Below are 12,696 nucleotides of genomic sequence, written 5' to 3' on the forward strand. Positions count from 1 at the left end.
GAATGGATTCATTCTCTCATAAGACCGCAAAAATGGGGTCAGTGAGCGACCGCCTAGCTTAGGGCAGAAATTCTTCCACACCTTTATTTGCCAATAGGTCTGCGAGCTCATTACCAGGGTGGCCGTTATGCCCACGAACCCAGTGCCAACTAATTTGATGATCGGGTATCAGGGCATCTAATTCTTGCCATAAATCGGCATTTTTGACGGGATCTTTGCTAGCAGTCTTCCACCCCCTTTTTTTCCAGCCCTCCAGCCACTCCGTCACCCCCTTTTGCACATACTGGGAGTCGGTCCAGAGTTCTACCGAACTAGTTTGTTTAAGTGCTCGCAGCGCATGAATGACGGCGCTAATTTCCATCCGATTGTTGGTGGTATGTTCGGCGCCACCATGAAGATGCTTTTCATGGCCGCCTGATCGCAAGACAGCGCCCCAGCCGCCAGGACCGGGATTGCCTTTGCAGGCGCCATCGGTATAAATGACAATGTGAGGAAGTGGTTTGGTATCAGACATGCTGTTAATTTACTCGGTCTTGCTTGTTTGCTAACTGCTGCCGACTTTCAGCTACCGGGTTCAATTGAGTAATGGCTGGGATGCGCAGACCTTGGACCCGTCCGATGAGGCGAATACCTTGCTGGCGCTTAATGGCGGAAACTAAGAATACAGCTCCAAAAATAGGCCACCAGCGGTTGCCAGCAGGCTCCATAAAGTCCATTCTAGCCATGCCTGACTCACCACTCAAGGGCAGTTTGTAGCAGCCAAAATGGCCTCTATCGAGTGAGAAATTCAATAGTTGCAACCAATCTTTAATTCTCAGTAAGCCTATAAATTGACCATCTCTTGGTAAATAGGGGCTACCGATCAATCTGCTGAGATATTGACGCATGCCCCAAAGACTGGCCGGATTGAATCCAGAAATAATCAAGCGGCCCTCAGGGCGAAGGACGCGTTCAGCTTCTCTGAGAATTTGATGAGGATCGGCGGCAAATTCCAAGACATGTGGCATTACTAATAAATCGATGGATTCAGAAGCAAAAGGCAGTTCATTAGCGTTGCCTTCAATCTGATGCCATTTGAACTGGCCAACCTGTTTTTGGCGATCATGAGTATTAATGAGGAGGGCGTGCAAGGGCATGCGGTTTTCTGCTAAGGTGTTCATTTGCGGCAAACCAATTTGCACGGCATAAAAACCAAATACATCAGCCACGATCTGATTGAAGCATTTCTGCTCCCAGGCCAGTACATAGCGCCCTGGAGGTGATTGAAGCCACTTTTCCCAGGAACTCCAGGGTGGTGCAGGCATCTGAGAAGGTGTGGGTGGGGTTGGTATCATGGGTCTATGGTGAAGAATACTTTATTGCAAGTTTGGCCGATACCGGCTTTTGATGACAATTATCTTTGGTGTATCCACGATGGCCAGTCCGCCTTGATTGTTGATCCAGGTGATGCTGCCCCCGTGCTGCAATATCTCGAGCAAAACAAGCTGACTCTGACTGGTATTTTAATTACCCATCACCATGCAGACCATACCGGGGGCATTCTGACTTTATTGAATACCCTTGGCTTGTCTATCCCGGTTTACGGCCCTGCGGCAATTGATATTCCAGGTCGTACGCATGCCGTGATGGAGGGTGACAAGATCGAAGTTGCTGCACCACGTATTAGCCTTGAGGTTTACGAAGTGCCTGGTCATACTTTGAGTCACATTGCTTACTTTGCGAACATGCAGGCCAATGTAGTTGAGCCTATGCTGTTCTGTGGCGACACCTTATTTGCGTCTGGTTGCGGTCGTTTGTTTGAGGGCACTCCAACCCAGATGAGCCAGTCTCTCGCGAAGTTCATCGCCTTACCCAAAAACACTCTGGTGTATTGCACACATGAATACACCTTATCCAATATTCGCTTTGCGCTGGCGGTTGAGCCTAACAATTCCAACCTGATTACTTGGGCGGAAACGGCTAAAGCTCTGCGCGATCAACGGCTACCAACATTACCAACGACCATTGGGCAAGAATTGCAAGTCAATCCATTCATGCGCTGTGATCAACAGGCGGTCATCGATGCGGCCCTTGAGGTCTCGGGTGAAAAATCTCTACCCACGCCTGCTCATGTATTGGCGGTAATTCGGGCATGGAAGGATCGGTTCTGATGTTGTGGCGCTATGCGGCGATATTGCTGATCTCGGTACTAACAGGTTGCGCTAGTACTGGAGATTGGTCCTCGGATGTGCCGACACGTCAGGATCCGCGCGCCTCTAACGCGAAGCGGGTAAACCTAAAAGATCAATCTGTCAGCGATCTGTACGCACCATCGAGCAACCTCTGGATTCGGATTCGAGATGGTTTCGAGATGGAGCCCATGAACACGCCGCTGGAGATCGAGCAAGTACGTTGGCTTAGCGCACGCCCAGACTATGTTCAACGCTCAATGGCTCGCTCATCACGTTATCTGTTTTATATCGTGCAAGAGGTCAATGCACGCAAGATGCCAACCGAGATCGCTTTGCTTCCGTTTGTCGAAAGCGCATTTGTGACGCACGCCAAATCCAGCGCAAAGGCCATGGGCTTGTGGCAATTTATGCCTGCAACCGGTAAAGATTTTCGGCTAACGCAAAACGTCTTTAGGGATGAACGTAGAGATGTCTTGCAATCTACTGATGCTGCTTTGGATTACTTGCAACGTTTACATAAGCAGTTTGGCAGTTGGGATCTCGCCTTAGCTGCGTATAACTGGGGTGCAGGTAATGTCTCAAAAGCGCAAAAACGCAATCTTGCTGCTGGACTCCCTACCGATTACCTAAGTCTCAAGATGCCCAATGAGACTCGCAACTATGTTCCAAAGTTAATGGCCTACCGGCAGATTGTTTTGGATCCCAAAGCCTATGGCATTGTTCTGCCAGATTTAGAAAACCATCCTTATTTCGTTGCCGTGGATGTCGGGTCTGATATTGATGTGGCTCTAGTAATTCAGTTAAGCGAAATACCAGAGAGCGAGTTTCATAGTTTGAATCCTTCTTTTAATAAGCCGGTCATCTTGAGTAATGCTAATCAGCAAATCTTGCTACCGTTTGGGCATGCCGAGGTGTTTCAAGAAAATCTCAAGAAGTACACTAAGCCACTATCTTCTTGGACTGCAGTACAGGTAAGTAAGACAGAATCAGTCGACCAGGCTGCAAAAACACTGGGTGTTGATGCCGAAACCTTAAGAGCGGTCAATGGCATACCTAAAGGTATGAGAATTCGGGCAGGTTCAACGGTTTTAGTACCCAAAACTAACCATCGCCCTGGGGATATCTCGGTAGCATTGGCAGAAAATGGCAGTCTGAATTTGCTTAAGTCAGCACCGTCAACGCCTAAAAATTGTGCAAAAGGGGCTAAGTGCCCGGTGGTAAAGACTGGAAAAGCTGCCACTAAGGGTAATTCTTCTGCAAATAATGCTGCAAATCAGCATAAATCCGCATCGACAGGGCTTGCAAAATCTGCGAAAAATGGATCTTCGAATACAACTAGCTCGACTCCCAAGGCTTCAACTAGTAAGGGAGCTAGCAAGATTCAGTAAACCCAGACACATTAATTTACTTATTTAGGTTGACCATGTCTTATAAATCAGAACACGAACGTTCCATTAAAGACCCAGATGGATTCTGGGGAGAGCAGGCAAAACTCATTCATTGGGAAAAACCGTTTAATAAGGTTCTGGATTATGCAAACCCCCCGTTTGCAAAATGGTTTGAGGGTGGATTAACTAATCTCTGCTACAACGCAGTTGATCGTCACCTCAAAGATCGTGCTGATCAGATTGCTCTAGTCGCTGTTTCAACAGAAACGAATCTAGAAAAAGCATACACATTCAAAGAGCTTTACGAAGAAGTTAATCGTATTGCAGCCATCTACAAAGCGAACGGTGTTCAAAAGGGCGATCGCGTCCTGATGTATATGCCGATGATTGCTGAGGCCTGTTTCGCTATGCTCGCTTGTGCACGCATTGGTGCCATTCACTCTGTAGTGTTTGGTGGCTTTGCATCGCATAGCCTGGCATCACGTATCGATGATGCAAAACCGAAAATGATTGTGACTGCAGAGGCGGGCGCGCGAGGTGGTAAAGCGGTTCCTTACAAGCCTTTACTCGATGAAGCAATCAAGCTCGCAAGCTACAAGCCCGAGAAAGTCCTGATTATGAATCGTGGCCTCACTGAGTTCACCACAGTGGCTGGTCGCGATTTGGATTACGTAACTGAGCGCCAAAAGCACCTCAATGATTTAGTACCGATTGAGTGGGTGGATGCAACCCATACTTCCTATATTTTGTATACCTCTGGTACTACTGGTAAACCTAAAGGCGTGCAACGTGACACCGGTGGTTATGCAGTCGCCTTGGCCTCCACCATGAAGCACATCTTCTGTGGTAACCCGGGTGAGACCATGTTCTGTACATCAGATATTGGTTGGGTAGTGGGTCATAGCTACATCATTTACGCACCATTGATCAACGGCATGGCAACCATTCTTTACGAAGGCACGCCCTTGCGTCCTGATGCAGGTATTTGGTGGGAACTGGTTGAGAAGTACAAAGTATCAGTCATGTTCTCTGCACCAACTGCAGTTCGTGTTCTCAAGAAACAAGATCCTGCCTTCTTAACTAAATACGATCTCTCGAGCTTGCGTGCTTTGTTCTTGGCAGGCGAGCCTTTGGATGAGCCAACGGCAACCTGGATTCATGATGCGATTAAGAAGCCGATCGTGGATAACTATTGGCAGACGGAAACTGGTTGGCCGATGTTGGCAATTCAGCGTGGGGTAGAAGTGATGCCACACAAGTTTGGCTCACCTGGTGTCCCATCATTTGGTTACAACATGAAGTTATTAGATGATGCGACTTCGGAAGAGTTAGGCCCAGATCGAAAGGGCGTTATTGCGATTGAAGGTCCTTTGCCTCCAGGCTGCATGCAAACTGTCTGGGGTGATGACAAACGTTTTGTGAGTACTTATTGGGAAACTATCCCCGGTAAGATGATTTACTCTACTTTTGACTGGGGTATCAAAGATGCGGATGGCTACTTTTTTATCTTAGGCCGAACTGATGACGTGATAAACGTTGCCGGTCATCGCTTAGGCACCCGTGAAATTGAAGAGAGCATCTCTAGCCACCCAAATATCTCAGAAGTGGCAGTAGTGGGTATTGAGGACAAGTTAAAGGGTCAGGCTGCGATTGCCTTTGTGATTCCAAAGGATGCCTCTAATACAGCCACTCTTGAAGCGGAGTGCATGAAGACTGTAGACACCACTCTAGGGGCGATTGCTCGTCCTGGTCGGGTTTATGTAGTCACAGCCTTGCCCAAGACCCGCTCAGGCAAGATCGTCCGCCGTGCTCTCCAAGCTGTAGCTGAAGGGCGCGATCCTGGTGACATCAGCACGATGGAAGATCAAACTGTTTTGGCCCAAATTAAGACCATCATCGAGCAAAGCGCCAAGTCTTAAACCTAGCTTGGCAGCATCAAAATAAGCCCCTTTGTTATGTGACTCAGGGGCTTATTAGCTTGCAAGCCCAATTGGCTGGGAATCCAAGGGTTTATAAGCAAAACTGGTATGATTGACCGGTTCAAAACTTAATAAATTACCCTAGCGCTTAAAGACACTCACCTCCCGCACAAACAGTCCTGGGTTGGTCTTTTTGGGGTGTTGAGCGTCGGATGGAGCAGGGACTGGAGATGGTTTGTCACCCTTGCTTCCTTCTTTTCCTCCCGCCGTGTTGGCCTTAGCCGACGGCACTCTATTTCCCGGCCTTAGTATTGGTTGCCCTGGCGAAACTACCGGCGAAGTTGTTTTCAATACTGCACTTACTGGTTATCAAGAGATCATTACTGATCCTAGTTACTCGCGCCAAATTGTTACCTTGACTTACCCACATATCGGAAACGTTGGGGTAAACGGTCAAGATGCTGAGTCAGATCAGATTCATGCGGCTGGCTTAGTTGTCAAAGACCTTTCTAAGCGTGTCTCGAATTTCCGCTCTGAAGAAACTCTGGATAGCTACCTCATCAAGGCGGGGGTAGTTGGTATTTCCGGTATTGATACCCGTAAGCTCACTCGCATCCTACGCGATAAGGGCGCTCAGTCTGGCGCCATTGTTGCTGGCAAGATGGGTGATGACGCAGAGGTTCTTGGTAAGAAAGCCTTGGAGCTAGCTAAAGCTTTTCCAGGCATGGCTGGTCTAGATCTAGCCAAAGTCGTGACAACAAAATCCCTATATCAATGGCGCGAAGCTGAGTGGGATCTGCATGGTCCTGACGGCAAACCTGCATATCGATCTTTAGATACTCGTAAGCCAATCAAAAAAGTAGTTGCCTATGATTTTGGTGTGAAGCGCAATATTTTGCGCATGCTTACTGAGCGTGGCTGCGAGCTAACCATCGTTCCTGCCCAAACTAGCGCCGCCGAAGTCTTGGCAATGAACCCAGATGGTGTGTTCTTCTCAAATGGCCCTGGAGACCCCGGCCCTTGTGATTATGCGATTGCTGCTGCAAAAGAAATTATTGAAAAGGGTGTTCCAACATTCGGTATTTGCTTGGGCCACCAAATTATGGGCTTGGCTGCTGGCGCTAAAACCTTGAAGATGAAATTTGGCCACCATGGTGCGAATCACCCTGTAAAGGATTTGGATACTGGGCGCGTAGCAATTACTTCTCAGAATCATGGTTTTGCAGTTGATGCAAATACTTTGCCTGACAACATTCGTGTGACGCATGTGTCTTTATTTGATGGTTCACTGCAAGGTCTAGCTTGGAAAGACAAGCCTGCTTTGTGTTTTCAAGGCCATCCTGAGGCCTCACCGGGTCCTCACGATATTGCTTATTTATTTGATCGTTTTGTGGAGCTCATGAATGCTGCCGCTGTTAGTAATAAGGGGGGCAAATAATGCCTAAGCGTAGCGACATTAAGAGCATCCTGATTATTGGCGCTGGTCCAATAGTGATTGGACAGGCTTGTGAGTTTGACTATTCTGGTGCACAAGCTTGTAAAGCTTTGCGTGATGAAGGTTACAAAGTCATTCTGGTAAACAGTAATCCTGCCACCATCATGACTGACCCAGAGATGGCCGATGTGACTTATATCGAGCCGATTACTTGGGAAGTGGTCGAGCGCATTATTGCGACTGAGAAACCTGATGCTATTTTGCCAACGATGGGTGGTCAAACTGCCTTGAACTGTGCACTCGATTTACATCGCCATGGCGTCCTTGAGAAATACGGTTGCGAATTGATTGGCGCTTCACCAGAAGCAATTGACAAAGCAGAAGACCGTCAAAAGTTTAAAGATGCAATGACCAAGATTGGTCTGGGCTCTGCGAAGTCTGGCATTGCACACTCTATGGATGAAGCGCATGAAGTGCAGCAACGCATTCAGAAAGAGACTGACAGTTTAGGCTTTCCGGTAGTCATCCGTCCCTCATTTACGATGGGTGGATCAGGCGGTGGTATTGCTTACAACCGTGAAGAGTTTGAAGAGATTTGTAAACGCGGTTTAGATTTATCGCCAACCCGAGAACTCCTCATTGAAGAGTCTCTCTTGGGTTGGAAAGAGTTCGAGATGGAAGTAGTGCGTGACCGCGCTGATAACTGCATCATCGTTTGCTCAATCGAAAACTTAGACCCGATGGGTGTGCATACCGGCGACTCGATCACCGTTGCCCCTGCGCAAACCTTGACAGATAAAGAGTATCAAATTTTGCGCAATGCTTCGATTGCGGTCTTGCGTGAGATTGGTGTGGATACTGGTGGTTCAAACGTGCAGTTCTCGATTAATCCAGTTGATGGTCGCATGATCGTCATTGAGATGAACCCACGTGTGTCACGTTCATCTGCCTTGGCGTCTAAAGCAACCGGTTTCCCGATTGCCAAGATAGCTGCGAAGCTGGCAGTGGGTTACACCTTAGATGAGTTGAAGAATGACATCACCGGTGGCGCTACGCCAGCATCCTTTGAGCCATCAATCGATTACGTAGTTACGAAGATTCCCCGTTTTGCGTTTGAGAAATTTCCACAAGCAGATTCTCGTTTAACCACGCAGATGAAGTCCGTAGGTGAAGTGATGGCCATTGGTCGTACATTCCAAGAATCTTTCCAAAAAGCATTGCGCGGTTTAGAGGTTGGTGTTGATGGTCTCGATGAAGTTTCTACAGACTTAGATGACATCATTCAAGAAATCGGTGAGCCAGGACCAGACCGGATTTGGTATCTGGCGGACGCGTTCCGTATGGGCATGGGCTTGGATGAGGTTTACAACGAGACTAAGGTGGACCCTTGGTTCTTGGAACAAATCGAAGAACTCATCACTATGGAGACTGAGCTAAAGCAGCGTAAGCTCGATAGCTTATCAGCACCAGAGTTGCGTTTTATTAAGCAAAAAGGTTTCTCAGATCGTCGCTTAGCAAAATTATTAAATGTAGACGCCTCTTCTGTTCGTGCTGCACGTCATCGTCTCAAAGTGGTGCCGGTCTATAAACGAGTAGATACCTGTGCCGCGGAGTTCTCTACGAATACGGCTTATCTGTATTCCACTTACGAAGCTGAGCATGGTGAGTGCGAATCTCAGCCAAGTATTAAAGACAAGATCATGGTTTTGGGCGGCGGTCCTAACCGTATCGGTCAAGGTATTGAGTTTGACTATTGCTGCGTTCATGCAGCCTTGGCAATGCGCGAAGATGGTTATGAAACCATCATGGTGAACTGCAACCCAGAAACAGTTTCTACTGACTACGATACTTCTGATCGCTTGTACTTCGAGCCTTTGACTCTAGAAGATGTTCTAGAGATCGTGGCAATTGAAAAGCCAAAAGGCGTCATCGTTCAGTATGGCGGCCAGACTCCCTTGAAGTTGGCTTTGGATCTCGAGGCTAATGGGGTGCCAATTATTGGTACATCACCAGACATGATTGATGCAGCAGAAGATCGCGAGCGTTTCCAGAAGCTATTGCATGAGTTGAATTTGCGTCAGCCGCCTAACCGTACTGCTCGTGCTGAAGATGAAGCTCTCAAACTGGCTGAAGAAATTGGTTACCCATTGGTGGTGCGTCCTTCTTACGTCTTAGGTGGCCGTGCAATGGAAATCGTTCATGACGGCCGTGATCTTGAGCGCTATATGCGTGAAGCGGTCAAAGTGTCTCATGACTCACCAGTATTGCTGGATCGCTTTTTGAATGATGCGATCGAGTGTGATGTGGACTGCATTAGTGACGGTGAGCAGGTATTTATCGGTGGCGTGATGGAGCACATTGAGCAAGCTGGTGTGCACTCAGGTGACTCTGCCTGTTCTTTGCCACCATATTCCTTATCTGACGAAACGATTACAGAAATCAAACGTCAAACTGCAGCAATGGCTAAAGGTTTGAACGTCGTTGGTTTGATGAACGTGCAGTTTGCGATTCAGCACGTCGATGGTAAGGATGTCATCTACGTACTTGAGGTGAACCCGCGTGCCTCTCGTACCGTTCCGTTTGTATCAAAAGCGACTGGTTTGCAGTTAGCGAAGATTGCAGCGCGCTGTATGGTGGGTCAAACTCTAAAACAGCAGGGTATTTTGAATGAAGTGAAGCCAGCTTACTTCTCAGTAAAAGAAGCTGTATTTCCATTCAATAAGTTCCCAGGCATTGATCCGATCCTAGGTCCAGAGATGCGCTCTACCGGCGAGGTGATGGGTGTTGGTAAGACTTTTGGTGAAGCGCTTTTCAAATCCCAATTAGGCGCAGGAATTAAGTTGCCTAAGAGTGGTACCGTGCTCTTGACGGTAAAAGATAGCGATAAGCCAAAGGCAGTTGAAGTTGCTAAACTGTTGCATCAATTGGGATTCCCTATGGTTGCCACTAAAGGTACTGCCGCAGCAATTGAGGCAGTTGGCTTACCGGTACGTGTAGTAAACAAGGTTAAGGATGGTCGCCCACATATTGTTGACTTGATTAAGAATGGTGAGATATCTCTAGTATTTACTACAGTGGATGAGACCCGCACTGCAATTGCAGATTCACGCTCCATTCGTACTAGCGCTCAAGCTAATAATGTGACTTACTACACCACGATTAGTGCAGCACGTGCGGTAATGGATGGCTTGATGACATCGCAAAATGGCAACAAAGGGTCTCTAGAGGTATATTCATTGCAAAATCTACACAAGACTCTCAATTAAATTCAGTGAGGTAAGCAGCATGAACACAATCCCTATTACCAAGCGTGGCGCAGAGCTTCTCAAAGAAGAATTGTATCGCTTAAAGCATGTAGAGCGTCCATCTGTAATTAATGCAATCTCTGAAGCACGTGCACAAGGCGACCTTTCTGAGAATGCAGAGTACGACGCTGCTAAAGAAAAGCAAGGCTTTATTGAAGGTCGTATTCAGGAGCTTGAAGGAAAGCTATCGGCTGCACAGATCATTGATCCGGCTAGTCTGGACGTAAACGGTCGCATCGTATTCGGTGCCACTGTTGATCTTGAAGACTTAGAAGATGGCACGAAGCTCACTTATCAAATCGTCGGTGACGATGAGGCTGATATCGCAGTAAATAAGATCTCCATTAGCTCGCCCATTGCTCGTGCTTTGATTAGCAAGGAAGAGGGCGATGTGGTTGCGGTTCAGGCTCCTGGTGGCAATCGCGAGGTAGAAATTCTTGCGGTCCGTTACATCTAATACAAGCCAGAATCTAGATGCAGACTTTAGAGGCTCCAGATCACCCTGTAGCTCAAAGACTATTTATTTTGATTGCAGGTTTGTGGGTTGGTAGCATACTCGCGGTAGGTTATTTAGTTGCTCCAGCCATTTTCAGTACGATGACCGATCGCCAAGCTGCTGGAATGGTTGCTGGTAGCGTCTTTAAATTAGAAGCTTATCTTAGCTTGATTGTGTGCATCGGCCTGATGGTCTTAGCTAATCTCCTAGTGAATCGTGGCCTTAGTCAATTTAAGTTTATTCGTTGGCTCTTGTTGGCAATGTTGCTGTGTGCAATCGCAGCTAGCTTTATCTTGATTCCCTGGATGAACACTTTGAGAGATGATGCCCTAATGCAAGGCATGCCAGTAATGCTTTCTCCTTCAGCTACTTTGTTTGGGAGACTGCATGGCGTCTCTAGCATTCTTTTTATGCTCCAGAGCATTTTGGGAATCTTTTTAGTTTGGCGACTGACTAAGAGATAGAGTAAGCCAAAAGAAAGGCAATAAAAAACGCCGACTAGCGACGTTTTTTTTAACTCAGTACTTTTTAATAGTCTAGAGATCAAGATCCCAATGATTTCTTCTTATTACTACTCATGCGTACCTTGCGTTTCTTAATGGGCGCAGGCGCTGCAACCGCTTTGCGGTAACCCGGTGATGACCAACCAATTTTAGATTCAGCAGCATCTGCACGTAGAACCCGTTTTTTAGGGGCAGCATTTTTGACCGCAGCCACTCTTTCAAAAGGAGATTTACTAGCTGCTGAGCGTCGATCTGATCTCTCTGAAGTGCTAGTACGAACACCAGCTTTCGCCACCACGCGATTTGGTTGGCGCTTAGTGCGGGGCGCTTGTAATGTTTTTTTAGTTTGCTTACTAGAACGACTCAAATTGATGAGTGCTGCATCGACAACATCAATCGGCTTCCAAACCACTAGTAATTTACCAATGTGCTGAACGGGTGCAGCACCCAGCTTGTCGCAGAGCTCTTCATAGATGGCGATTCGTGCTTCACGATCATCACCAAAAACACGAACTTTGATCAAGCCGTGATGAGAGATAGCTGATTTAGCCTCTTTAATGACCGCAGGGGTAAGGCCATCGCCACCAATCATGACGACTGGGCTGAGACCATGAGCGTCGGCTTTAAGGGATTTACGTTGTGCGGGGGTAATAGTAAGTACTGTCATGGGCTCGATGATAGAGCATTAGGGCTATAAAACAGGGTTTTCGGCCTTATTTGAGTCGTTATTAAGATGTTTCGAGTCGATTCCTTTTGCCTTGTAGAGCATAAACAAGGAAAATGATCGACGAAAGTGGGTAAGTTGTGGCAAAGAATAAATTTAATAAAAGTTGGTTGCAGGATCATCTCAATGATCCGTACGTGAAGATGGCCCAAAAAGAGGGTTATCGCGCACGAGCTGTCTATAAGTTGAGCGAAATAGATGAGCAGGATCGACTGATTAAAGCGGGTATGACGATTGTGGATCTGGGGAGCGCTCCTGGGAGCTGGTCTCAGTACGCTCGTAATCGCCTGACTGAGCTCGGTAAAAATAATCCCAATATTGAGTCTGGTAAGCCAGACGGAATCATTATTGCGATTGATATTCTGCCGATGGAGGATATTGCCGATGTGTCCTTTATTCAGGGGGATTTCCGGGAAGATGAGGGTTTAAAGGCCTTAGAGGCACTTTTACCGGCGAATGCAGATGGAAAAGTCGATTTTGTGATGTCCGATATGGCCCCCAATTTATCGGGTGTGGGGGTGGCAGATGCGGCCCGAATGGCTTTTTTGGCTGAGATTGCCTTGGATTTTTCAGTCCAGCACCTGAGGTCTGACGGGGCTCTATTGATTAAGTGCTTTAACGGCAGCGGCTATAGTCAGATTGTGGAATCCTTTAAAAAGGTCTTTAAAACAGTGGCTTCCAGAAAGCCAAAAGCCTCTAGAGCTAAGTCCTCGGAAATCTTTTTATTAGGCCGAGACCTTAAGGCACCCAAATAA

General features: G+C 47.3%; 11 protein-coding genes. 8 read left to right on the forward strand and 3 right to left on the reverse strand.

Annotated features, from left to right (window positions below):
* Positions 1–58: 58 nt before the first annotated feature.
* Together rnhA and CL55_RS03985 are read right to left on the reverse strand one after the other, a co-directional pair.
* Positions 59–514, reverse strand: a complete 456-nt coding sequence (gene rnhA / locus CL55_RS03980) for a ribonuclease HI (protein ID WP_046329965.1) — start codon at positions 512–514, stop codon at positions 59–61.
* Positions 515–518: 4 nt separating this feature from the next.
* Complete coding sequence (locus CL55_RS03985) at positions 519–1,334, reverse strand: class I SAM-dependent methyltransferase (RefSeq protein ID WP_052728747.1); 816 nt, start codon at positions 1,332–1,334, stop codon at positions 519–521.
* A 6-nt stretch (positions 1,335–1,340) separates the two neighbouring features.
* On the opposite strand from CL55_RS03985, the gene gloB reads away from it, so the two are divergent.
* The 7 genes from gloB to CL55_RS04020 all read left to right on the forward strand — a co-directional run bounded on the left by gloB (position 1,341) and on the right by CL55_RS04020 (position 11,178).
* The gene (gene gloB, locus CL55_RS03990; protein ID WP_082091888.1) at positions 1,341–2,150 is read left to right on the forward strand and encodes a hydroxyacylglutathione hydrolase; all 810 of its coding nucleotides are present in this window, start codon (positions 1,341–1,343) and stop codon (positions 2,148–2,150) included.
* Complete coding sequence (locus CL55_RS03995) at positions 2,132–3,559, forward strand: transglycosylase SLT domain-containing protein (protein WP_237150533.1); 1,428 nt, start codon at positions 2,132–2,134, stop codon at positions 3,557–3,559. The genes gloB and CL55_RS03995 overlap by 19 nt, the downstream gene beginning before the upstream one ends.
* Positions 3,560–3,594: 35 nt before the next feature.
* Positions 3,595–5,478: a propionate--CoA ligase gene (locus tag CL55_RS04000; protein WP_046329968.1), complete on the forward strand. Its 1,884-nt coding sequence runs from the start codon at positions 3,595–3,597 to the stop codon at positions 5,476–5,478.
* 244 nt (positions 5,479–5,722) lie between these two features.
* Entirely contained in the window at positions 5,723–6,916 is a 1,194-nt protein-coding gene (gene carA, locus CL55_RS04005; RefSeq protein WP_046331135.1) for a glutamine-hydrolyzing carbamoyl-phosphate synthase small subunit, read from the forward strand.
* Positions 6,916–10,179: a carbamoyl-phosphate synthase large subunit gene (gene carB / locus CL55_RS04010; protein ID WP_046329969.1), complete on the forward strand. Its 3,264-nt coding sequence runs from the start codon at positions 6,916–6,918 to the stop codon at positions 10,177–10,179. The genes carA and carB overlap by 1 nt, the downstream gene beginning before the upstream one ends.
* Positions 10,180–10,198: 19 nt before the next feature.
* Complete coding sequence (gene greA / locus CL55_RS04015; RefSeq protein ID WP_046329970.1) at positions 10,199–10,675, forward strand: transcription elongation factor GreA; 477 nt, start codon at positions 10,199–10,201, stop codon at positions 10,673–10,675.
* Between the two features lie 17 nt (positions 10,676–10,692).
* Positions 10,693–11,178 (forward strand): DUF4149 domain-containing protein, encoded by a 486-nt coding sequence (locus CL55_RS04020; RefSeq protein ID WP_046329971.1) that lies wholly within the window; start codon positions 10,693–10,695, stop codon positions 11,176–11,178.
* A gap of 79 nt (positions 11,179–11,257) precedes the next feature.
* Here the strand turns inward: CL55_RS04020 and CL55_RS04025 are convergent, their stop codons facing one another.
* Positions 11,258–11,884 carry a YhbY family RNA-binding protein gene (locus CL55_RS04025; protein ID WP_046329972.1) on the reverse strand — a complete coding sequence of 209 codons (627 nt, stop codon included), beginning with the start codon at positions 11,882–11,884 and terminating at the stop codon, positions 11,258–11,260.
* A 137-nt stretch (positions 11,885–12,021) separates the two neighbouring features.
* Here CL55_RS04025 and CL55_RS04030 point away from each other — a divergent pair, with 137 nt between their 5' ends.
* Complete coding sequence (locus CL55_RS04030; RefSeq protein ID WP_046329973.1) at positions 12,022–12,696, forward strand: RlmE family RNA methyltransferase; 675 nt, start codon at positions 12,022–12,024, stop codon at positions 12,694–12,696.

The organism is Polynucleobacter duraquae (assembly GCF_000973625.1).
GTDB lineage: Bacteria > Pseudomonadota > Gammaproteobacteria > Burkholderiales > Burkholderiaceae > Polynucleobacter > Polynucleobacter duraquae.

Coding starts and splice junctions, on each gene's coding strand:
- greA (WP_046329970.1), top strand. CDS start 10,199: ATGAACACAATCCCTATTACCAAGCGTGGCGCAGAGCTTCTCAAAGAA.
- CL55_RS04020 (WP_046329971.1), top strand. CDS start 10,693: ATGCAGACTTTAGAGGCTCCAGATCACCCTGTAGCTCAAAGACTATTT.
- rnhA (WP_046329965.1), bottom strand. CDS start 514: ATGTCTGATACCAAACCACTTCCTCACATTGTCATTTATACCGATGGC.
- CL55_RS04025 (WP_046329972.1), bottom strand. CDS start 11,884: ATGACAGTACTTACTATTACCCCCGCACAACGTAAATCCCTTAAAGCC.
- gloB (WP_082091888.1), top strand. CDS start 1,341: ATGGTGAAGAATACTTTATTGCAAGTTTGGCCGATACCGGCTTTTGAT.
- CL55_RS03985 (WP_052728747.1), bottom strand. CDS start 1,334: ATGATACCAACCCCACCCACACCTTCTCAGATGCCTGCACCACCCTGG.
- CL55_RS03995 (WP_237150533.1), top strand. CDS start 2,132: ATGGAAGGATCGGTTCTGATGTTGTGGCGCTATGCGGCGATATTGCTG.
- CL55_RS04000 (WP_046329968.1), top strand. CDS start 3,595: ATGTCTTATAAATCAGAACACGAACGTTCCATTAAAGACCCAGATGGA.
- carB (WP_046329969.1), top strand. CDS start 6,916: ATGCCTAAGCGTAGCGACATTAAGAGCATCCTGATTATTGGCGCTGGT.